Genomic DNA, 22,315 nt, shown 5'->3' on the forward strand with positions numbered 1-22,315 from the left:
ATCTCCTCACCGTAAAAACCGCTGCACTCAAGCATCATCCATGAGGGAGGACGTCCCCATGATCGATAAAGCCAGACAAGAGAGAAAGACGATCACCGTCGACGGCTGCGCCGCGTGCGCTCATGTGGTCCATGCCACCAATGAGATCATCACCATCTATCCCATAACCCCGTCCACCCCTATCGCCCAGATATGCGACGAGAAGTCCGCAAAGGGAGAGACGAACATCTGGGGGAGCGTGCCGGAGGTCTACCAGATGCAGTCCGAGGCAGGGGTCGCCGGAGCAGTGCACGGCGCCCTGACGACCGGCGCCCTGGCTACGACCGTCTCGGCCTCGCAGGGGCTCCTGCTGATCATGCCGGTAATGTACAAGCTCGTCGGAGAGCTCACGCCGACGGTATTCCACATCACCGCCCGGGCGCTCGCCGTGCAGGGCCTCTCGATCTTCGGCGACCATTCGGATGTGATGGGGGTCCGCTCGACCGGCTTTGCGATGCTCTGCTCGAAGAGCGTCCAGGAGGCGATGGACTTCGCCCTCATCGCCCAGGCAGCCACGCTCGAATCGAGAATACCCTTCCTGCACTTCTTCGACGGCTTCAGGACCTCCCACGAGATACGGAAAATAGAAGAGCTCTCGTTCGACGATATGCGGGCCATGATCGATGACGACCTCGTCGCCGCGCACCGTACGAGAGGGCTCACCCCCGACCGGCCCATGATACGCGGCACCGCCCAGGACCCCGACGTCTACTTTCAGGGAAGGGAGACGGTCAACAGATTCTATAACGCCGCGCCCGGGATCGTACAGAACGCGATGGACCGCTTCGCCGGCATCGTGGGGCGGCAGTACCGTATATTCGAGTACCACGGCCACCCCGAGGCGGAGCGGGTCGGCGTCATCATGGGGTCCGCGGGCGAGGCGATGCTCCTCGCCATCGATGAGCTGAATAAGCGGGGCGAACGGCTCGGCCTGGTCCAGGTGAGGCTCTTCCGCCCCTTCTCGGTCGAGTCCTTTGCCGGGGCGCTCCCCGCGAGCGTCCGGGCCATCGCGGTGCTCGACCGGACCAAGGAGTCGGGCGCCGTCGGCGAGCCCCTCTACCTCGACGTGCGGACCGCGATCGGCGAGGCGATGGAAAAGGGCATCGCTCCCTTCAAGGAGTACCCGGCGATCATCGGCGGCCGCTACGGCCTCGCGTCCAAGGACTTCACCCCTGCCATGGCGAAAGCGGTCTTCGACAATCTCGCCGCAGCGCAGCCGAAGAACCACTTCACCGTCGGCATCAACGACGATGTCACGCATACCAGCCTCGACTACGACGAGAAGGCCTTCCGCATCGAGGGAGAGCGGATGTTCCGCGCCCTCTTCTACGGCCTCGGCGCGGACGGCACGGTCGGCGCCAACAAGGACGCGATCAAGATCATCGGGACCGAGACCGGCAACTACGCCCAGGCCTACTTCGTCTACGATTCGAAAAAGTCGGGCTCGGTCACCGTCTCCCACCTCCGCTTCGGCGAGGAGGAGATCCGGAGCCCCTATCTCGTGCTCTCGGCGAACTTCATCGCCTGCCACAACCCCTCGTTCCTCGAACGGCTCGACATGCTCTCCCAGGCCGAAGAAGGCGCAGTCTTCCTGCTCACCACGCCGTACGGCAAAGACGAGGCGTGGGATACGCTGCCGGTCGAGATCCAGGAGCAGCTCATCGCAAAGAAGATGAAGTTCTACGTCATCGACGCCATCTCGATCGCGAACGATATCGGGCTCGGCACCAAGATCAACATGATCATGCAGACCGCGTTCTTCATCATCTCGGGGATACTGCCGCAGGAGCAGGCGGTCGCCGCGCTCAAAGACCAGATCGAAAAGACCTACGGCAAGAAGGGGAAGGCGGTCGTCGCAATGAACTACGAGGCCGTGGACCGGGCGGTGAAGAGCATCGCCGAGGTCCCGGTGCCGGACAGGGTCACGAGCGGAAAGCGGCAGCGGCCTATCATGCCCGAGAACACCCCGGAGTTCATAAAGCGCGTCAATGGGGCGATCCTCGCCCGCAAAGGCCATTTCCTGCCGGTCTCCGCGCTCCCGGTCGACGGCGCCTGGCCCACGGGAGTCACCCAGTACGAGAAGAGGAATATCGCGGTCGAGATCCCCATCTGGGAACCGCAGATATGCATCCAGTGCGGGCTCTGCTCCTTCGTCTGCCCCCATGCCACGATCAGGATAAACGCCTGCGATCCCTCCCTTCTCGAAAACGCCCCGCCCTCCTTTAAATCGGCTGCTGCGAAAGGCAAGGGGCTCGAGGGGCTCAGGTTCACCGTGCAGGTGGCGCCCGAGGACTGCACCGGCTGCGGCTCCTGCGTCTTCGCCTGCCCTGCCTACGGGAAAGATGCGGACGGCAACAGGCTGCCGGACCTGAAGGCGATCAACCTGCGGTTCCAGGAGGAGCACCGGGACGAAGAGGTGCGGAACTTCAATTTCTTCATGACCCTCCCGGAGCTCGATCTCCCGCGCTACAACATAGCCACGGTAAAGGGGAGCCAGTTCAGGCGGCCGCTCTTCGAATTCCACAGCGCCTGCGCCGGCTGCGGCGAGACGCCCTACCTCCGCCTGCTCAGCCAGCTCTTCGGCGACCGGATGCTCATCGCCAATGCCACGGGCTGCTCCTCGATCTATACGGCGAACCTGCCGGACGCCGCCTATACCGTACGCCACGACGGCAAGGGCCCGGCGTGGTCGAACTCGCTCTTCGAGGACAACGCCGAGTTCGGCTTCGGCATGCGCCAGACAATAGACTTCTTCCGCAGCGAAGCGCTCCGGCTGCTGAACTATTTCATAGCCCATCCCTCCTACGGAGACGCCTGGCACCTCTTCGAACAGCTGAAGACCGCGGATCAGTCATCACAACAGGGTATCGAGGAACAGCGGTCACGGGTGGCGGAGCTCAAAGAACGCATCAGGAACGACACCGCCCCCCAGGCGATCAACCTCCGTTTACTGGCCGACTACCTGGTGAAGAAGTCGGTCTGGGCCGTCGGCGGCGATGGATGGGCCTACGACATCGGCTACGGCGGGGTCGATCATGTGCTCGCCTCGGGCAGGAATATCAACCTCCTCATCCTCGACAGCGAGGTCTACTCCAATACCGGGGGGCAGACCTCCAAGTCGACCCCGCTCTCGGCAGTGGCGCAGTTCGCCGCAGGCGGGAAGAGGACGCCGAAAAAGAACATCGGGATGATCATGTCGACCTACGGCAGCATCTATATCGCGCAGGTAGCCTTCGGCGCCAACCCGGGCCAGACGGTCAAGGCGTTCCTCGAAGCAGAGGCCTTCAACGGCCCCTCGCTCATCATCGCCTATGCGACCTGCATCGCCCAGGGGTTCAACCTGGCCGAGACGGTCGAGCACAACAAGAAGGCGGTCGCCTCGGGCCATTGGCCGCTCTACCGCTACAACCCCGATCTCGAGAAAGAGGGCAGGAATCCCCTGACCATCGACAGCAGCGAGCCGACCATCTCCTTTGCCGACTACGCCTACAGCGAAAACCGCTACCGCATGCTCCAGCGCTTCAACCCCGACCTCGCCGCCAGGCTGATGCAGCAGGCCGAGGCGGACGCAAAGAGGCGGTGGAGCTACCTGAAGCACATGGCGTCATGGAACCCGGCAGGGGCGAAGAGCGAGGAGCACGCCGAGAGCAAGCAGGGCTGAAAGGAGGGGATCCATGTCCTGGAAGATGGACGCCGATCCGCTCGACAATGTCTTTCTCTCGGCCCTCATCGCCGCCATCCCGATCCTGGCGATGTTCTGGGCCCTGGCGGTGAGGCGGATGAAGGGACACCACGCCGCCCTCATCGCCGCGGGCAGCGCCTTTGCCGTTGCGGTCATCGGCTTCGGCATGCCGGCCGGGCTCGCCCTGCTCGCTCTCGTCGACGGGATGCTCTTCGGCCTCTTCCCCATCGCCTGGATCGTGGTCACCGCCGTCTTTCTCTTCAATATCACCGTCAAAGCCGGGCAGTTCGAGGTCATCAAGAACTCCATCGCCGCCATCACCGACGACCGCCGGCTCCAGGCCCTGCTCATCGCCTTCTCGTTCGGCTCCTTTCTCGAGGGAGCGGCCGGGTTCGGCGCGCCGGTAGCCATCTCGGCGGCGATGCTCGCGGGCCTGGGCTTCACGCCCCTCTATGCAGCGGGCATCTGCCTGCTCGCCAACACCGCGCCCGTCGCCTTCGGCGCGATCGGCATCCCGATCATCGTCGCAGGCCAGGTCACGAATGTAGACTTCATGGCCATCAGCAGGCTCGTCGGCCTCAACCTGCTCTTCCTGTCCGCGGTCATCCCCTTCTATCTCGTCGGATTGATGGCAGGACGGAGAGGAGTGGCCGAGGCATGGCCGGCCGTGCTCGTCAGCGGCGTATCCTTCGGCGTTTCCCAATGGGTCACCGCAGCCTACCTGGGACCGTTCCTGCCGGATATCATCGCCTCCCTCGTCTCGATCGTCCTGCTCACTCTCTTCCTGAGGGTCTGGCACCCTGCCGTGAGCTGGCGGTTCGCCGAGGAGCCCCCGAGCAGGGGCAAGACGAGACTCGTCTACACCGGAGGGCAGGTCTTCAGGGCCTGGGCGCCGTTCGTCATTCTCACTATCGTTGTCGCTGCCTGGGGCCTCCCGCCGGTCAAGCAGACCCTCGATGCCCTCGGCCTCGTCACCTTCGCCATCCCCGGACTCCACGCCGCGGTCATCAGCGACGGGCAGCCGATGCCCGCCCTCTTCACCTTCAACTATCTCAGCTCACCCGGCACCGCGATCTTCCTGGCAGGCATAGCGACCCTCCTGCTCCTCAAGGCGCCTGTCCGCGAGGGGGCGAGGATCTTCGGGGAGACCGCGAAGACCATGCGCTTCTCGATCGTCACCATCGCCGTGGTCCTGGGCTTCGCCTACCTCTCGAACTTCTCCGGCATCTCGATCGCCCTCGCTCATGCCTTTGCAGCGACCGGGGCGCTCTTCCCCTTCTTCTCTCCGTTCATAGGATGGCTGGGCGTCTTCATCACCGGGTCCGACACCTCGGCGAATGCGCTCTTCGGCAAGCTCCAGGAAGTGACGGCGCTGCAGACAGGGATCAACCCGGTGATCGCCGTTGCCGCGAACAGCACCGGCGGGGTTACGGCGAAGATGATCTCTCCCCAATCGATAGCGATCGCTACGGCAGCGGTGGGCCTGGCAGGCCGCGAGGCGGATCTCTTCCGTTTCACCCTCAAACACTCGCTCCTGCTCACCCTGCTGATCGGCGTCATGACGCTCATGGAGGCATACGCAGTCCCGTGGGCCGCGCCGGAATACCGGAGAGTCGCGGCAGCAGAAGAGGCAGCGCGGACGCCGATGATGACGATAGAGGGAGTGCTCTCCCTGGCGGTCTCCCTGGCGCTGGTGCTGCTCGTCTTCCTTGCGGCGAGCCGGCTTGCTACACGGCGCCGCGCACGGCAATGATAAAGGGGCGCCCGGCTCCTGCTCGAGTGGGCAGGGCGGGCGTTCCGGTCAGTATTCTTCGAGATGATACCACTCGGCGTTTTCGAGCCAGGTGAAGGGCCGGGAGACGAACTCGATGATATTCTCGAGAATGAGGTAGTGCCGCTGCTCTTCGTCCGCGATCTTCAGGAGTGCCTGCTTCTGGCGGGGATCTGCCACCTCTCCCGCCTTCTCACGGTAGAAGTCACGGGTCTTCTCCTCGATCTGCTGCGCCCTCGCGTAGAGGTCCACTTCCGACCCGTTGTCGGTTATCGCTTCACCCTCGTCCCGCATCTTGACGAAGATATTCTTCACGTCGTCGAGGATCGGGGAGTCGGGCACCTCGACCGGCTCGTTCCGCTTCATCTTGCCGAAGAGCTCATAGTGCTTCACCTCGGCATCGGCGAGCATCGTCAGTATATTCTTCAGCCCCGCATTGACCACCCTCCCGGAGAGCTCGCGGTAGTAGAGCTCCCCGTCCTTCTCGAGCTGCATCGCATAGTCATAGATATCCATGTCATCACCTCCAGGCATATTGAGGCTATAGGGTGTGAATACAAACTATTTTCTACTGCGACCGGCTGCACCGTGCACTGACTTCGCTGTCCCGGACAAAACGTCCTCACCGCAGCTCCGCTACGCCTCCGGACGTACTTTCACCCCGAAGATTTCCGATCTTCGGGGACCCCGTCCAGTTACCATAACTTTGGGGCCGCCTTGCCCGAGCACGGTGCGCTCGGTCTCGTGACGAATACAGTTTGTATTCACACCCTAAAAAAATTATATCAGACTATTGTTCAAGAGGCTTGCGCTTAAAAGAAAGGGGGACCGGCCTGAACGCCGAAGCAGGGACAGCGATTTATTCAGGGTACCAGTTTGGGCTAAAGAGCAGCGAAGCACGAAGAGGTTGGGAGATTGCGCACTAGATGTAGCTGATACTACTTGACCCTACAGGCAGTGTACGGTCAGCTCATGCCTTTCGTTGGCGCTTACAGCGATAAGGCAACCGGAGATGACGTCCTCTTCAATCTCAGGAAGAAACCGCAGAGTATATGTGTAAATTTGAGTGCCATCCTGTTTGTCATGTTATCGAGTTTTCTGCTCAACATTGGTTAGCTGACTACCAATCGGCACATCGCATCCTCTGGGCTGTTGTTGCAGCGAGGACTTGAATGTGGAGTCCGCCGCGATCGGCTCAATTCCCCAGCGTTTAATTCCAGAAATAATGCTCGACAGCTCGGTTGCCCGTAAGCTGCGATGCAGGAGGAATAACTCGCAATCGACATGCCCATATGTGCGGTTCTACTTCTCCGTGAGGCTCAGAATTTTCCAGGGAAGCCCGGGGAAATGTCGAACCCGACATATGTGATATAATTTCTTAACAAAACAAACTATGAGCATGCCTCCATGAGGAACAGTGACGACATAAAACGCATTGCCGACTATTTCAAAGACCGGAACGAGGTTTCGGCCCTGTTTTTGTTCGGCAGTCTCGCAAAAGGCAGGGAGACAGCCGAGAGCGATATCGATATCGCGGTGCTCGTGGATGAATCCAAAATGGGAGGGAACACCTTTCAACAGCTAAAAAGGGCTTATTATGCGGCTTCCCCTCGGTTTTCCCTGCGGCCGGTCGATATCGTCATACTGAATACCGCCTCATCTTTTTTGAAACATCATGTGCTCGCTGCAAGCAAGGTGCTCTTTGACAGGAACCGGAAACTGAGAGTGAGGTTCAGGACAAGGGCGATCATTGAGTACCTGGATTTTACCTATACGGAAAACATCTGCCGCAAAGCAGTGGCAGATCGCTTCAGGAGGTCTTCTTGTGGTCGATAAAGCTCTCATCGGCAAAAAACTGGAACGGATAGCGAAATACCTGAAGACAATACGTCAAAAAAAAGATCCCGGCCTTCGATTATTCAAGAAGGATGAAGATCTCCAGAGCCTTATTCTCTTTAATCTTGTCCAGGCGATCCAGGCATGCAGCGATATAGGCGCCCATATTATAAGCGACCAGGAATGGGAATCACCTGATACCCAGGCAAGCATTTTTGAAATTCTGGCGAACAAGAAAGTAATTACAGCGTCTCTTTCGAAGAAGATGAAACAGATGGTCGGGTTCAGGAATATCGTTGTCCATGAATACGAGAAAGTAGACCTGGATATAGTCTATACGGTGTGGAAAAAACATCTTTCCGACATCGAGAAGTTCTGCAAAGCGGTTATTCTGAAATATAATCTTTAGCCGGCCCGCCCCGCTTTACCCGCAAACGGGGCAATAAAAGATTTACGCCGGCGCCGCCCTGAAGTTTTTCTCTCTTCGTATCAGGTCGTTCGGCCGCACGCCGGGAGGAACGTTCATGAAAATGGTATCCTCATTCCGTGCAGAGGCAATACTCATGCCTTCCACATCGCGCATCGCTTCAACAGTAAAGCGCTGCTCTTCAACGCCGGACGAGAGGTACTCGATTACATCTCCGAGGTCGAGTCTGTTTCGCAATCCGATCCTTGCACGATCACCGTTGACCTCGAGGACCACGCCGACGAGCTCGTGGCTCGTGCGGTAGCTCTCGCCGTCGAAGTTGTAATCGTTGTCGGGCTGCCTGCCGAAGAACATGCCCGCCGTATATCCCCTGCTGCTGAACATCGAGAGCTCCCTGAGCCAGCGGGGATCGACGCGGTATTCGCCTCCGCGGGCCACTGCGTCGACCGCCTCGCGGTAAGTCTTCACCACCCCGGCGACATAATTGATCCCCTTCATCCTTCCTTCGATCTTGAAGCTGTCGATGCCGGCAGCGGCGAGGAGCGGCAGGTGCCCGACCATGCAGAGGTCCTTCGAGCTCATGATATAGGTGCCCCGGTCGTCCTCGAAGACCGGGAAGTACTCTCCCGGACGCTTCTCTTCCATGAGCGCATAGCTCCACCGGCAGGAATTGGTGCACTCCCCCGTGTTGGCGCTCCGGGAGGCGAGAAAGCTGCTGATATAGCAGCGGCCCGAGTAGGAGAGGCAGAGCGACCCGTGGACGAAGACCTCGAGCTCGATGCCGACCGCATCGCGGATCTCCTTTATTTCGCCGATCGACAGCTCCCGTGCAAGGATGAGCCGCTTCGCGCCCAGCTCTTCCCAGAACCGCGCCGATTCCGTATTGGTGATATTCGCCTGCGTGCTGACGTGGATATCGATTTCCGGGGCCCTCTTCCTGAAGAGGGAGAAGACGCCGGGGTCCGAGAGGATGACCGCATCGGGTCTGATCTCCCTGAGGACCCGTATATGCTCCCCGATCTCACCCAGATCCCTGTTGTGAGGGAAGATATTCACGGTCGCATAGACCCTCGCTCCCCGGGCGCGGGCATAGGAGACCGCTGCCGCAAGCTCTTCGGGCTGGAAGTTCCGCGCCTTGCCCCTGAGGCTGAAGCGCGAATCGCCGAGGTAGACCGCATCGGCCCCGTAATGGAGCGCGGTCACCAGCTTCTCGAAGTCGCCCGCAGGGGCGAGCAGCTCAGGCTTTCTCATGCAGCATCCTCGTACGGCATTCCTCTATCGCCTCGCGTGCGAGCCGGTCGCAGCGCTCGTTCTCCGGGTGCCCGTCATGCCCCTTGATCCAGTGCCACGTCGCTTCGTGAGGCTCCGCCGCCCTGATCAGCCGTTCCCAGAGGTCGCGGTTGAGCACCTCTTTTTTCTGGGAGTTCCTCCAGTTGTTCCGGAGCCAGCCCGAGAGCCACTCGCTCATGCCCTTCACCACATAGTTCGAATCCGTGGTGACCCTGACCCTGCAGGGACGCTTGAGCGCCTCGAGCGCGGCGATGACGCCGAGCAGCTCCATGCGGTTATTGGTGGTCAACGGCTCGCACCCCGACAGCTCGCGCTCCTTTTCCCCTGACCTGAGGATCGCCCCGAAGCCGCCGACGCCCGGATTGCCGCTGCACGCGCCGTCCGCAAAGATCTCGACGAGCGGCTTACCGCCCTGTTTATCGCGATGGGTATCGTGCGCCATAAGACCTTTATATTACCGTTTTTCATACTCCCGGTGCCAGCCGGTATCCGCTCTTTTAATGGAGAGGTCTCTTTTGCTAGTATAGGTACTCACACAGCTCGATTGCCCGACCCAGGAGGAAAATTATGAAGAGGATTATCGCGATTGTTCTATTGCTCTTTACCATAGGCGCGTGCCAGCAGCAGCAGGAGCCGAAAGGCCAGCTGCCCCATGCAGGGGCGCCGCTGCAGATGCCGCAGCAGAATGCCCAGGAGATAGCACTGCTGCAGGATGCGGTAAGGAAGGACCCCGGTAATGTCACTGCATGGATACAGCTCGGCAATATCATGATGGACACCTCGCGTTTCAGCGAAGCTGTCGATGCCTACCAGAAGGCGCTCGCCATAGACCCCAGGAACGTAGACGTGCGCGTCGATATGGCGACCTGCTACCGGGGTATGGGCAACTCGGCCAAGGCGGTCGAGGAGTACCGGAAAGCGATCGAGATCAATCCCAAGCACCCCTATGCACACAGGAATCTCGGGGTAACGCTGCTCTTCGACCTCAAGGACAAGACAGGGGCGGCAAAAGAGTTCGAGAAGTATCTCGAGCTCTCCCCCTTCGCTCAGGATGCGTCCCAGATACGACAAACCCTGAAAGAGCTCAAGGCGGGGAATTAGACGCCAGCAAGGGGGGCCGGGGATCATGGAAGCATATTTTAACATTCACCAGCTCGCAAAGTACCTGAAGCTTACCGAGCAGGCGATCAACCGCCTCGTTGCGGCAAACAAGATACCTTCCGTCACGACCCCGGCCGGGGTCGTCATTTTCAAGAAGAGCGACATCGACCAATGGATCGAGGAGCACAGGAAAAAGGCGCAGGAGATTCTCGAGAATAACGAGATCATCTGAAAAAGACAAGTGAGAAGGAGGAACTGAGAAGGAAGAAGTAAATTGCGGTAATCATTAGTTTCGTTGATGAAAACTACAAGCGCCCTTCATGGCTTCACCAGGAAATTGAGAGGTCAGGTGTCTATTCCCAGAGGTTGTATAACCTGAATACTCCGCAGGCTCGGAGAACTAAAGCTGCCGCTGATTATCGAAGGGCACGAATTCAATGCAGCAGAAAAATTCTGTTGAGGCCTGAAGATAAATGTGCTATGTAATTATGTAAGGGCCACATTCCGATTCCATCTAAAGAACATTGCGGATACGGAAGGGGGAGTTAACAATGAAGAGGAGCTGCGGCAGAGGCGGATTCTGCGTGCATGTCTTACTGATTGCTTCGCTGGTGCTGGTGCTGCTGGGTCATCAGAGGGCGTTTGCCGCTGAGCAGAAGGAGGTTATCTCGGTGGATTCGCTCGGGAGCATCACGAAGGATACGACGCCGAGCGGGGCCAGGATCCATCTCATAGGCAGCCTGGGCATCAGCACGGCTGACTACACACGCGGAAGATTCGACGACGTCAGGGAAGAGCTGAACGATATCGCGGTATCCGGAACACTGAAGGTCGTTTTCAGGCTTATCGAGCGAAACCAGGGCTGGCTGCGCAACCTGAACCTCACGCTCGCCACCCAGAACGCCGTGAGCGACGAGGAGCCGTTCGACAATGCGACCAGCCCGGAGATCTGGTACGAGTCCAACAACTTTGCCGCATTGACAACGCGGACCTCCAATGATCTGCTGTTCGGACTGACCTACACCGCCTTTACCAGCCCCAATGACGTTTCCGATACTGCGGAGGAGGTTGCCGCGGCAGTGATGTACACCGGGAAGAACTTCATAGGCAGCCTTTCACCGCAAGCCAAGATAGTCTTTCCCGCAGATGAGGGCGACGGCTATTTTGCAGGGGTGTCTATTACTCCCAGCTTCAACCCGATACAGGGCAGCGGTCTTACCCTCAAGGTGCCGATCGAGGCGGGCCTGGGATTCGATAAGTACTATACTCCCGATGATGACGATGTCCTAGCGTTCGGAAGCGCAGGGCTCGCTGCAGCGCTCCCCCTGGAATTCATCCCGAAGGAGTACGGCAACTGGAACTTCAGCGCCGGGATCCATCTGATTGTCCGTGACAAAGCCATAGCCGATGCCGGAAGGCCCCTCGATGATGCAGACAACACGATCGTCTACGGCACCGCGGGGTTCAGCTTCGTCTACTGAGGACCGGGCGCGCACTTCTTCCGCAGTGGTTCCGGGTGCGGCAGGCCGGAGCTGCCTCCCCTTAGTCTGCCGATTCGAAAAAGCGCAGCGCCGCAGGGATAAGCCCGCCTATAGCCAATGCAACAAGCCCGGCCCGCCAGAGCCACGGCGCCTCACCGGTCGCCCCGAAGCTGATGAGCGGAAAGGAGACGAGCATCAGGACCAGTGCGATACCTTGTATAAGCATTCGCGCTACCTCACAAACGTCACGTTATTTATCAGAACAGTGACAATACCGGTCAATACCGCGGCAACGGCTGCCCAGGGGAGCGTCATCTTCAGGATCTCGCCGAGCTTGCCGGTCTGCTGCGTCGTGCTCGTCCCCAGAATGATATTGGCGGGCGCTATCGCGTTGCCGATCGCGCCGCCCGTGGACTGGGCTGCGATGAGCGTTGTCTGGGAGAGCGCCTGCTCCGTCTGTGCCACGGTATCGTGAAGAGGCGAGAAGAGGATGTTCGAGGCGGTGTTGCTCGATGTGATGAAGGCCCCCACAATCCCGATCCAGTTCGCAAAGAACGCGTATACCAGGGGAGGAGATACCGCCGAGATGCCGAACGCCAGCACATTCGTCTGTCCCGAATCGTCCATTGTCTTGCTCAGCACCAGGAACGAGGTGACCGCGATCGAGGCGGGGATCGCATTGCCGGTCAGTCCGCTCCAGATGCCCTCCTTCTCTCCGCCGGCTTTCCGGTAATAGCCTTTAGCACGGTATACTGCCCAGCCTATAAGCGACGCGAGCAGGAGGTACGTGCCGGGATGGGTGAAAAGACTGAACGGTGAATAGGGTCGGGTCGCCTCTGTGGTGAGCCCGTATCCGGTCGTCGTCTCCGGGAAAGGCAAGCCGATCTCGAACCGGCCCAGAATGCTTTCGACCTGGGGGATGCCGGACCCTATTACAATTGATACCGCCAGAACGATATAGGGCAATACGGACATCCAGAGCCCCATGACAGGCTCTCTCTCTTCCGTCTCATTCTTTCCCTTCCGCTCCTGCATGACGTCGCTCTCGATGTCTTGAGGCTCACTGTACCTCTCCCAGCGCGAAAGAGGATAGAGCGCACCCAATGCGACGGTTGCGGGGATGAAGGTCGAAACGACCGGATTCCAGAGCACCAGCGCGAGCTGTCCCCCGCCGTGGATGAGAGAGATGATGAGGACGAGGGGCCATGCATGCCGGACCCCGCTCATCCTGCCGAAGAGCCACGCAATGGTAAAGCCCGCCAGGAGGTCGGGGATCCAGAGCAGGAGCGCCGCTTGAAATGCGGTCCCGGTCACATTCTCAAGCTCCACCACCTTGATGGTCGCGAGCCAGCCGACCGCGAGGGTCCCGAACATGTTCGCCCAGGCGTGGCCGATCAGCGCAATGGCTACGGCATAAAGCGGCCTCACTCCTATTGCGACGAGTAGGGGCGCGGCAACCGCTATCGGAACGCCGAATCCCGCAATCCCCTGGAGAAAGGAGACGAAGACCCAGCCGAAGGCGAGCACCAGAAAGAGCCTGTTCCGGCTGAAATGGCGTATGCCCAGCCTGAGCGCTTCGAAGGCCCCGGCACGGTCAGCTACTTTATAGAGGAGAAGGGCCGGCCAGATAACGTAGAGAATGAAGATCGCGTCCCAGACGCCCTTTGCGCTGGCGACCGCCAGAGTTTCGAAGGGGGTGCGAAAGAAAAGAAGTGCGATCGCCCAGGCGGTGAACATGCTCACCGGGCCTGCCTGCGGCCCCTTCCACCTGCGGAAGACGAGGAGAAAGAGGAGGACGAGGATCGGAAGAAGGGCCACTATCCAGTGAAGCAGCGTTATGGGGAGTTGATTCTGCATTGCATCACCTCTCGTTGCTGCGTTCCGTAAAGGGCATGAATACTTCGCCTCGCGCTGAAGAATATCTGTGGCGGATTCTTTCGATCATTCTTTGCGGCGCCCCCGATCGCTCCAGTGCGAAGCGAGGGAAAGGATCATTGCCAGAACGATCGTCCATAAGCCGGTGTGCCACAACCATGGTGTTTCGGCCTGCAAGCCGTACACAATGAGAGCCAATGAAACCGCAAGAAGCAGGGCGGCAGCGGTAAACAGCGTCTTTTTTCTCATCCTCGCTCTCACATTAAGAAGTAGATCCCGAGCGTGAACGCCGAGACGAGCGCGCCGGTTATCAATGTCCACGGCAGCGCTCTCGCCAGCACAGCCCCTATCCTCCCCGACAGGCCCGCCACCGTGGCGCCCAGGAGGGCATCGCCGGGAGCCATCGCATTGCCCACCGCTCCTCCGGCGGACTGCGCCGCGAGGATCAGGTTGACCGAAAGCTCCTGGGCGCGCGCGGCAGTGGCTTGCAGCGGGGCGAACAGGACATTCGAGGCCGTGTTGGATGAGGTGACCAGCGACCCCAGGATGCCGATGAAGTCGCTCGCTCCCACATAGACCGCAGGAGAGGATACCTGCGCTATTCCCAGGGCCAGCACCGTCGTTTCACCCGAGTGGTCCATCACCTTGCTGATCAGCAGCAGGGCGGCGATCGCGGTGGTGGCGGGCAAGGCGTCCTCCGCCGCCTGCGAGAGCAGGGATCCGGGCGTATCCTCTTTTCCATATAAGCCTCTTCCGCGGTAAAGCAGATAGCCCGCCGCAGCCGAGAGCAGCAGCAGGGTGCCGGGATGCGTCAGCGGAGTAAAGGCGGCGTAAGCGTCGACCGCTTTCTGCTCCACTCCGAACCCGGTAGTAGCGTCCGGGAAGGGCAGGCCCACCCGGAACTGCTCGAGGAGACGGTTGACAGGCGGTATCAGCAGCGCAGTGACGGCGAGGACGGCAAGTATGGCGTAGGGAGCAAAGGCGAGCGTCAGCGACATGCCCGGTCTCTCGCGCGGTCCCCGTTTTCCTGAAGCCGCCGTTCGCTTCGCCGATGTTTCTGCTTCATGCTCTTCGTTCTCTTCGTAAAAGGCCCGCTTCCCCGACTCGGTGAAAATCAGGTGCGGCTCATCCCGGTCCTGCTGACGATAGAACCCCCAGCGATTAAGAATAAAGAGCGCCCCGAGAGCGGCGGAGGTTGCGAGGAACGTACCTATGGCAGGGATTATCGGCACCAGGAGAAACTGCAATCCGCCTTGAATCAGCGAGAGCGCTGCTATGGCGGGACCGCCGCGCTTCAGCGCCCAGGTCTTTCCGTAAAACCAGGCGATCGCAATCCCTGCCATCAGGTTGGGAACCCAGATGAGCGCCGCAGCATACCGCAGCATAACGGTGGTATCGGGAATATCGACGACGGTTTGGGTGGCCAGCCATGCGGTACCCAGCGAGCCGAACATATTGGCCCACGACGCCCCGATCATCGGCAGCAGGACGGCATACACCGGCTGTACGCCCAGCCCGATCAGCAGGGGCGTCGTTACCGCCAGGTTCGTGCCGAAGCCGGCGATGCTCTGTATGAATGAGGCAAGCACCCACGCGAAGGCCAGCACTACCAGCAGCCGGTCGGGTATGAGGCGGCGCAGGCCCCGCTGCATGGCGCCGAAGGCCCCGGCCTCGTTGGCCACATTGTAAAGAATGAGCGCGGGCCAGATGACATACAGCACGAAAATAGCGTCCCAGATACCCTTTCCTGCCGCAACCACCAGCGTGTGCAGCGGGGTGCGGTAAAGAAGCAGCGCGGCAGCTACCGCACCGGCCAGAGCGAGGGGGGCTGCGGCCGAGCTGCTCCAGCGGCGCCACACCAGCAGCGCCAGGAGAACCAGAATAGGGAGGAACGCCGCGAGCCAGGTAAGGGGCGTGACCGGCGGAGCGGCGTTCATCAGCTTTCGTCCTCCTCCCCTTCTTTATCCTGCGCAGCTTCGAGGGCTTTTGCCAGAAGGGGCACGAGAAGTCCGAAAAAAATGAGGGCAAGGGCGGTCCACAGGAGCGGAGTGTTCGTCACTTCCCTTGCGGCAGCGCTGTAGGCGAGCCATGCGCCGAACAGAATCATCAGTGCTCCTGCTCCCATCTGCCACACCCGCTGCTTGTACCATTTCATTGTGCAGGCCCTCCTGCTCCTCCCGACAAAAAGAGCACATAGAGAAGCGACACGGCTCCCGCCAGGAGCACACCGACCAGCATGTAGATGATTGTACGGCGAATTACTTCGCCGGTCTTGCCGGTCAAACCCACCGAACCGATACCGAGCAGGACATTGCTCGGCGCGATGCTGTTGCCTACCGCAGCGCCCGCAGTCTGCCCTGCAAGGATCGCCGCCTGCGCAACGCCCAGGGCGGCTGCGGTGCGTTCCTGGAGCGGGCCGAAGAGGATGTTCGACGACAGATTACTGGAGGTCATGAACGATCCGACTGCTCCGATCAGCGGCGCGACGAATGCGTACACCGTTCCGGTCGCGACACCGGCAATGCCGAGCGCCAGCTCGAGGGTCTGCCCGGAGCCTTCCATCACTTTTGCCAGGGGCACCAGGGCGAAAAGGGCAACAGCGGAAGGGATACTGGTGCGAATGGTCCTGATCAGCACCTCATCCATCCTGCCCCGATCTATTGTGCCCGCCCTGCGGAACGCCACAAAGGCAAAGATCGCAGAGAGAAGCAGAAACGTGCCAGGATGTGTCAAAGGAGAGAAGGCGCTGTATGCATCGGCAGCCTCTGTTACGACTCCCCGTCCCGTCTCGAGCTCCGGGAAGGAAAGGCCGATCTGAAAGGCGGAAAGAGCGTCTTTAACGGGAGGAATGAGCAGCACCAGGACTATCAGGGCGATCAGCACAAGATAGGGAGAGAGGGCCAGCGGGAGTGATATCTCTTTCTGCTCGGAACCGCCCTCCTCCCTCTCTTTTTTCCGGTCTTCTCCCCGCTGCTGTTGCAGCTCGCCTTTCTGCATGACCCGGCTGGTCTCGACCCCGGTGGGGTTCCGGTACCAGCGGCTCCTTCCCAGCATGATCACGACGCCCACCGCTATGGTCGCCGGAAGGAAGCCGGCCAGCTCGGGCACGAGCGGCGCGAGGATAAGCTGTCCGACACCATGGACCGCTGCTATGATCAGCACCACGGGCAGGCCCTCACGAATGCCCCTCCCTTTGCCGAAGAGCCAGGCGATGGTGAGTCCGGCCAGAAGGTTGGCCAGGAGCAGCATTACCGCGGCTATGATAGCGGTCGTAGCCGGGCTCTGCATCTCGGTTACCAGCTGCAGCCCGTTCCAGGCCACAGCCAGTGTGCCGAAAGTATTGGCCCAGGCATGGCCGATCAAAGGGATGATGACCGCCCAGACCGGGACTACGCCGACGGCGACCAGCAGCGGCGCGGTTACGGCTATGGGGGCTCCGAAGCCGGTGATGCCCTGCAGGAAGCTGGCGAAGACCCAGCCGAAGGCGAGGACATGCAGCAGGTCGTTCGGGGTGTACGCCTCGATACCGCGCCGCAATGCTTGAAACGCGCCGGCCTCTTTCGAGACCTGATAGAGGAGCAGCGCCGGGACAATCACATAGAGAATGAAGATCGCATCCCACACTCCCTTGACCGTCTGCAGGGCGATGATGCGGGGCGATGCCTGGAAGAGCGTCAGGGCCGCGATCGTGGCGATGAAGTACCCGACGGGAGCGGCAGTCGCCGCTTTCCACCGAAGCCCCACCAGCAGGATGAGTATCGCCGCCAGAGGAGCGGCGGCAACGATCCAGAGCCAAAAGGATACGTCAATGCTTTCCTTCATGACCGCCTCTCCTCCGGGAATCCTCTTCCGGCGGCTTAGTGGCCGATAGCGAGCCCTTCACCGCGGGGGTCGGCGCCGCCATGCAGCACACCCTGCTCTCTATCGATCCATATCGCCTGGGCATGTCCCATCTTCTGCGACCAGTCCTCCATCATCTGGACATCGTGGCCGCGACGCTTCAGCTCCGTAACGATGCCGTCCGGTATGCGTCCCTCCAGTTTGAGCGACCGTGAGGATTCGCCCCAGGTCCTTCCATAGAGCCAGCGCGGCGCCTCGATCGCTTCCTGGACATTGAAGCCGAAGTCCGCCATACGGGTGAGCATCGCCGTCTGGGTCTGGGGCTGGCCCTCCCCGCCCATAGTCCCGAACAGAAGCGCAGGCTTGCCGTCCTTGAGCGCCATCGCCGGGATGATAGTATGAAAGGTGCGTTTCCGCGGCGCGAGCGCATTGGGATGGTCGGGGTCGAGCTTGAAGAACGAGCCCCTGTTCTGCAGGAGTATGCCGGTGCCGGGCGGGATGAACGCTGATCCGAACTCGAAATAGACGCTCTGGATGAGCGACACGCAGAGACCGTCCTCATCCGCCGCGCACATATAAACAGTATCGCCGCCGCCGTGCCCCGCCATTGCGGGCTCGGTGGCGCCGGGTTGGATATCGCCCTCGGGCGTGGCCCGGTTCATATCGATCATGCGGCGGCGCTCCGCGGCATACTCCTTCGAGAGCAGCCGGTCGTAGGGGATGTCAAGGGTCGCAGGATCGGTTACCCAGCGGTCGCGGTCCGCAAAGGCGAGCTTCACCGCCTCGGCCATCAGGTGGTAGTAATCCGCAGTTCCCTCGCCGATCTCCTGCAGATCCATTGCCTCGATCAGGTTCAGGATCATCAGGGTGGCGACGCCCTGGGTGTTCGGCGGGAGCTCGGTGACCTCGTATCCTTTATAGTTGGTGCGCAGCGGCTCCACCCAATCGGAGGAGTGGGAAGCGAAATCATCTTCGGTCAGGAGTCCGCCCGCCTGTTTGAGCCCGTTTACTATCTTTTCCGCCAGTTCTCCCCGGTAAAAGACATCCGAGCCTTTCTCGGCGACAAGGGAAAGACTGCTCGCCAAGTCCGGCTGACGCAGGATGGCGCCTGCCCTCGGTGCCCGCCCGCCCGGCAGAAGGATAGAGGATGCGGTCTCGAACCCCTGCAGCATGTCAGAATACTGTTCGATGTAGTCGCGGAACTTCTGCGAGATAGGGAATCCCCGTGCATGCTGAATAGCCGGTCGAAACAGCTCTTTCCACTCCAGTTTGCCGTACCGCTGATGAAGCTGCTTCCAGGCATCAACCGCACCGGGAACGGTATTGGCGGCGAGCGGGCCCCTCGGGTGAATTTTATCCCACCCCTTGGAACGATACGCATCGATCGTGACCCGTTCACCGGAGCGGCCGGACCCGTTCAATGCCTCTACCTTCGACGTCTTCGGGTCCCATACCTGGGCAAACAGATCGCCGCCGAGGCCTGCCATATGGTTGTAAACTACTGCAAGCGTCGCATTGGCGGCGATGAGCGCGTCAACAGCGGAACCTCCCCTGTCGAGCATTGAAAATCCTGCCGCGCTGGCGAGATAGTGAGAAGTGCTCACCATGGCCCTGGTTCCCATAGTAACGGGACGTCCTGTAGATTGCCGGTACTGCTGAGATGCTACGCTCATAAGCGCCTCCTCTTAATGGTTATGATATTTCAGCTCAGTCTAAAGCGCTTGAGAGAGAGGTGAGGGCAGGTCTTGTATGACCTCAATGCGGTTGTCTTATCCTACTTAAAAGTTTAGGGTATAAGGTGAGTACATTCAAGGAGACGTTCTTGTTAACGGGGGGCATCGACCTCGGGGAGCGCCGGGGCCGCCCCACCATGACCGCCTCCGGCGCCCGGCGCTGCGGGTGAGAGCATCTCTTACTTCTTACTTCTTACTTCCTACTTGTCTTTTTACCGGGGCAGAATAAAATAGAAGTTGTTCCCGTACTGCGTCGGCTCGTATCCCACGATGCCGCCGTGTATCTCGACCGCGTTCCTGATGAACGCCAGACCGTGGCCGGTGCCGGGCCGGTCCTTGGCGTTCGAGCCCCGGTAGCCCTCCTCGAAGATGATCTGGCGCTCATCGGGATTTATGTGGGGCCCGGTGCTGAAGACATTGTACTTCACGCCGTCCTTTCCCGGGCCGAAATAGTCCGGGACCACCTCGCGGCCGTAGGAGATGTATTTCTTTCTCCCGCCGCTCTCGTCCACGACCTCCCTGGTGTACTTCAGCGCATTCGAGAAGAGATTTGCATAGACCTGGGCGATGAGCCCCACGTCGACGACGCTGATCACCTCTTCATCGGGAATACCGCTCACCGCGTCGTTGATCGCGATGCCCATGTCCCTGAACTGGTCGATATACCGCTCGAGCTGGGGTTGGATCACCTCCCGCTTCATGTTGCACGGCTTGGTGCGCAGGGTGAGACGCCCCTGGTCGAAGTGGCTTCTGCGCAGGAGCGTCTCGAGGAAGAGGCTCATGTTCCGGTAGTGCTTCTCGATGTTTTCGAACTCTTCGGTCAATCCCTGGTTCACCTCGACGAGCTCCGCAAAGATGCGCTCGATGCAGGTCTCGTCCCCGCCCTCGGCGCAGCGGCAGAGGAGCTTCTCTATCTCGATGTTCTTTTCGATCTTTCCTTTCAGCCGCCGCAGGAAGAGCTTGTAGACCATATTGGGGACGATGATGTTGTGCTCGATGTCGGCGACGAGGGAGCGTATGAAGCGGAGGTGCTCGACGTTCTTCTCGGCGAGGTAACGGTTGTGGAGATTGAAGCCGATGCGGTTCGCATACTTCTCGAAGAAGAGCTCGAGGTGGAGGTCCTTCTCCCTGATCGGGAAGACCTCGAGCAGGCCCAACACTTCGTTCGAGGTCTCGAAGGGAAGCTGGTCGATCAATGGCCGCTTGCCCCTGATCGTGAGCACGAGGCTCCTGTCTTCGGTGTAATAAGGATGCTCGTCGGGATGCATGCCGGCGGGCGGGGCTGCGGAGAGCCCCTCTTCGGGGCCTTCCGTCTTTGCGACGAGGGAGAGGTCGCTGTGCCGGGGGGTGATGAGATAAAGGCGCGTATCGAGGCCGAGGAAGACCTTCGGGACAAAGGCGCAGACCTGGCAGAAATCGTCGATCTCGTCGAATTCCTGGGAGAGGTCGAAAAAGGCCTTGAGGGCGTTGTTCTCCCGCTGTGTGAAATTGTAGAAATTGTAATCGTTCTTTTTGGTCTCGATACGCTCGAGTATATAGTCCAACGTATGCATAGCCGGAAGAGAAGAGCTCCTGGTATCGTCCACTGCACCGGAGCCCTGTCGTGGAAGGCCGATTCGGACATGAGCACCGTACCCTCATTATAGCAAATCGCCGCAAAGGAAGGGCTTAGACACCGGTGTCTAAGCCCTTTTCTGTCCCCCTGAGGTCTGGTGGAGGACGTGGGAAGAGGCGGGATAGTGATGAGGACTGCTATCGTGCCGCCATCGCGGGCATCCTGAACTCCTCGAGAGGGTGCGGGCCCTTCACCTCATGGCGGTACTCTCTGCCGCTCTTCACCCTGTTCTGTTCGATGACGAGCTCGGTGGGCACGCCGTCCGTATTGACGTCCTTCTGGTACTTGAAGTAGCGCGCGTTCGGCTCGAGCTCGCTGCTGCGGATGAAGCCCGTCTCGAGCGCCGTCAGGTCGGTCTGGGTCGCTATGATATCGCGCACATAGTCGATGTTCGACTCCAGGACGATGGGCGCCGGCATCTCTCTGGGAAGGATGGCTTCCGGGTCCTTCTTGTCATACTTCCGCATCAGGTCGCAGGCGTACTTCAGATGCTCGATCTCCATGTTCAGATGCATCTCCCATACGCTCTTCACCCGCGGATCGGTCTCGGTCTGCAAGCAGGAGTAGTAGAGATAGCACTCGTTGTACTCGTGCATCACCATCATCTCGTACATCGACATGCGGGGGTCGATCATCGATTCATAGTGCGATACATGCTGCTCCTCGATCTGGCCGATCTCGAGGTATATCCCCCTCCCGAGGCTGTCGGTAAGGCGGTTGCCGACGTTCATATAGTAGTTCATCGTCTGCTGCTCCGCAGCGGTGATCGTCAGCGCATAGAGCTGGTTCAGCGGCGGGCCTGCCGTACGGTCGACGAAATTCCTGATTTCATCATAGGGATGGCGGTGCTCCTTGATGGTGGGGCGCCCCGGCATGATCTCGGTGTAGTCGCCGACGAGCGTCTCCGCCTTTTTCCCTTCCGACATCTCCATGAGGTTGGCATACCGGTAGAGGTGGTCGAAATCTTCGATGAGGGCGAAGTCGAGGACCTGCTTGAAGTAGGGGTCCGGGACCGTCCTCGCAAGATAGGCCGTGAGATCGACCGCCAGCTGCTCGTACCCTATGGTCACTTCGAGAGTCGACTCATCCCCCGGAATCATCCAGTTGACCGCCTTCTGCTGCTGCTGCTCGAGCCTGCGGATGAAGGCGAGATTCCTCTTCAGATCGAGGTCGGCGATATGGCGGGCGCACTCGTGAGAGCAGAGCGCCGCCTCGACCTCGATGCCGTTCATCAGTATGCCCCTCGTGCGCGTGTAGGGATGCACTTCGTTTTTATTATAGGGCTGAACGTTCAGCTCGGCCCAGCCGCGTATCTGCTTTTCAAGGGGAATGCCCTTCTCTTGCAGCGGATTGAATGCCATGCTCTACCCTCCTTATCGCTTCTCGCTTTTAATACCGGTAATCATGCCATGAGTGTACCTGTCTCCTTCCTCAAGTAAAGTATAGTGGATGATCTACTTACAGTCAAAAAGCTCTTCAGCCGTCCTTCCTGACGATTTTTTTTTCGATCTGGGAGATGATGCCGTGGAGCATCTTCAGCTCCCAGTCGTTGAGCCCTGCCCTCCCGATGAAGTGCTTCAGGTTCTGCATGATGTGCTGCTCGATGTCGCGGTCGCCCCTCGGGA

At 59.9% G+C, this 22,315-nt stretch carries 20 protein-coding genes; 8 read left to right on the forward strand and 12 right to left on the reverse strand.

Annotation, left to right across the window (positions count from 1 at the left end; translation table 11 throughout):
- Positions 1 to 58: 58 nt before the first annotated feature.
- Positions 59 to 3,700, forward strand: a complete 3,642-nt coding sequence (nifJ, locus tag AB1805_15240; GenBank protein MEW5746783.1) for a pyruvate:ferredoxin (flavodoxin) oxidoreductase — start codon at positions 59 to 61, stop codon at positions 3,698 to 3,700.
- A 13-nt stretch (positions 3,701 to 3,713) separates the two neighbouring features.
- Positions 3,714 to 5,474 carry a lactate permease LctP family transporter gene (locus tag AB1805_15245; GenBank protein MEW5746784.1) on the forward strand — a complete coding sequence of 587 codons (1,761 nt, stop codon included), beginning with the start codon at positions 3,714 to 3,716 and terminating at the stop codon, positions 5,472 to 5,474.
- A 48-nt stretch (positions 5,475 to 5,522) separates the two neighbouring features.
- Here the strand turns inward: AB1805_15245 and AB1805_15250 are convergent, their stop codons facing one another.
- Positions 5,523 to 6,008 (reverse strand): ferritin family protein, encoded by a 486-nt coding sequence (locus AB1805_15250; GenBank protein ID MEW5746785.1) that lies wholly within the window; start codon positions 6,006 to 6,008, stop codon positions 5,523 to 5,525.
- 891 nt (positions 6,009 to 6,899) lie between these two features.
- Between AB1805_15250 and AB1805_15255 the strand changes: the two genes are divergently transcribed.
- Together AB1805_15255 and AB1805_15260 are read left to right on the forward strand one after the other, a co-directional pair.
- Positions 6,900 to 7,328 carry a nucleotidyltransferase domain-containing protein gene (locus AB1805_15255; GenBank protein MEW5746786.1) on the forward strand — a complete coding sequence of 143 codons (429 nt, stop codon included), beginning with the start codon at positions 6,900 to 6,902 and terminating at the stop codon, positions 7,326 to 7,328.
- The gene (locus AB1805_15260) at positions 7,318 to 7,737 is read left to right on the forward strand and encodes a DUF86 domain-containing protein (protein ID MEW5746787.1); all 420 of its coding nucleotides are present in this window, start codon (positions 7,318 to 7,320) and stop codon (positions 7,735 to 7,737) included. The genes AB1805_15255 and AB1805_15260 overlap by 11 nt, the downstream gene beginning before the upstream one ends.
- 42 nt (positions 7,738 to 7,779) lie before the next feature.
- On the opposite strand, the gene AB1805_15265 is transcribed toward AB1805_15260, so the two are convergent.
- Together AB1805_15265 and rnhA are read right to left on the reverse strand one after the other, a co-directional pair.
- Positions 7,780 to 9,006, reverse strand: coding sequence for a U32 family peptidase (locus tag AB1805_15265; protein MEW5746788.1), 1,227 nt, complete (start codon positions 9,004 to 9,006; stop codon positions 7,780 to 7,782).
- Positions 8,993 to 9,487 (reverse strand): ribonuclease HI, encoded by a 495-nt coding sequence (rnhA, locus tag AB1805_15270; GenBank protein ID MEW5746789.1) that lies wholly within the window; start codon positions 9,485 to 9,487, stop codon positions 8,993 to 8,995. Before rnhA ends, AB1805_15265 begins: the two co-directional genes overlap by 14 nt.
- A gap of 125 nt (positions 9,488 to 9,612) precedes the next feature.
- On the opposite strand from rnhA, the gene AB1805_15275 reads away from it, so the two are divergent.
- From AB1805_15275 to AB1805_15285, 3 genes are all read left to right on the forward strand, one after another.
- Entirely contained in the window at positions 9,613 to 10,146 is a 534-nt protein-coding gene (locus AB1805_15275) for a tetratricopeptide repeat protein (protein MEW5746790.1), read from the forward strand.
- Between the two features lie 25 nt (positions 10,147 to 10,171).
- On the forward strand, positions 10,172 to 10,378 hold the full coding sequence (locus tag AB1805_15280) for a helix-turn-helix domain-containing protein (protein ID MEW5746791.1): 207 nt from the start codon (positions 10,172 to 10,174) through the stop codon (positions 10,376 to 10,378).
- 319 nt (positions 10,379 to 10,697) lie between these two features.
- Positions 10,698 to 11,627: a hypothetical protein gene (locus tag AB1805_15285; GenBank protein ID MEW5746792.1), complete on the forward strand. Its 930-nt coding sequence runs from the start codon at positions 10,698 to 10,700 to the stop codon at positions 11,625 to 11,627.
- A gap of 61 nt (positions 11,628 to 11,688) precedes the next feature.
- On the opposite strand, the gene AB1805_15290 is transcribed toward AB1805_15285, so the two are convergent.
- From AB1805_15290 to AB1805_15315, 6 genes are all read right to left on the reverse strand, one after another.
- A complete protein-coding gene (locus AB1805_15290) occupies positions 11,689 to 11,853 on the reverse strand; it encodes a hypothetical protein (GenBank protein ID MEW5746793.1) in 165 nt (54 codons plus the stop codon).
- Between the two features lie 5 nt (positions 11,854 to 11,858).
- On the reverse strand, positions 11,859 to 13,484 hold the full coding sequence (locus AB1805_15295) for an L-lactate permease (protein MEW5746794.1): 1,626 nt from the start codon (positions 13,482 to 13,484) through the stop codon (positions 11,859 to 11,861).
- Between the two features lie 84 nt (positions 13,485 to 13,568).
- Positions 13,569 to 13,751 carry a hypothetical protein gene (locus AB1805_15300; GenBank protein ID MEW5746795.1) on the reverse strand — a complete coding sequence of 61 codons (183 nt, stop codon included), beginning with the start codon at positions 13,749 to 13,751 and terminating at the stop codon, positions 13,569 to 13,571.
- Positions 13,752 to 13,759: 8 nt separating this feature from the next.
- Positions 13,760 to 15,439, reverse strand: coding sequence for an L-lactate permease (locus AB1805_15305; GenBank protein ID MEW5746796.1), 1,680 nt, complete (start codon positions 15,437 to 15,439; stop codon positions 13,760 to 13,762).
- A complete protein-coding gene (locus tag AB1805_15310; GenBank protein ID MEW5746797.1) occupies positions 15,439 to 15,657 on the reverse strand; it encodes a hypothetical protein in 219 nt (72 codons plus the stop codon). Before AB1805_15310 ends, AB1805_15305 begins: the two co-directional genes overlap by 1 nt.
- A complete protein-coding gene (locus AB1805_15315) occupies positions 15,654 to 17,324 on the reverse strand; it encodes an L-lactate permease (GenBank protein ID MEW5746798.1) in 1,671 nt (556 codons plus the stop codon). The genes AB1805_15310 and AB1805_15315 overlap by 4 nt, the downstream gene beginning before the upstream one ends.
- Between AB1805_15315 and AB1805_15320 the strand changes: the two genes are divergently transcribed.
- Positions 17,287 to 17,373 carry a hypothetical protein gene (locus tag AB1805_15320; protein ID MEW5746799.1) on the forward strand — a complete coding sequence of 29 codons (87 nt, stop codon included), beginning with the start codon at positions 17,287 to 17,289 and terminating at the stop codon, positions 17,371 to 17,373. The two genes, AB1805_15315 and AB1805_15320, sit on opposite strands and share 38 nt — an antisense overlap.
- Here the strand turns inward: AB1805_15320 and ggt are convergent.
- From ggt to AB1805_15335, 3 genes are all read right to left on the reverse strand, one after another.
- Entirely contained in the window at positions 17,360 to 19,015 is a 1,656-nt protein-coding gene (gene ggt, locus AB1805_15325; GenBank protein ID MEW5746800.1) for a gamma-glutamyltransferase, read from the reverse strand. The genes AB1805_15320 and ggt overlap by 14 nt on opposite strands.
- Before the next feature lie 272 nt (positions 19,016 to 19,287).
- A complete protein-coding gene (locus tag AB1805_15330; protein MEW5746801.1) occupies positions 19,288 to 20,619 on the reverse strand; it encodes an ATP-binding protein in 1,332 nt (443 codons plus the stop codon).
- 208 nt (positions 20,620 to 20,827) lie between these two features.
- Positions 20,828 to 22,051: a hypothetical protein gene (locus AB1805_15335; GenBank protein MEW5746802.1), complete on the reverse strand. Its 1,224-nt coding sequence runs from the start codon at positions 22,049 to 22,051 to the stop codon at positions 20,828 to 20,830.
- Positions 22,052 to 22,315: the final 264 nt, after the last annotated feature.

The organism is Nitrospirota bacterium (genome assembly GCA_040752355.1).
Classification (GTDB): Bacteria; Nitrospirota; Thermodesulfovibrionia; order Thermodesulfovibrionales; family Dissulfurispiraceae; genus JBFMCP01.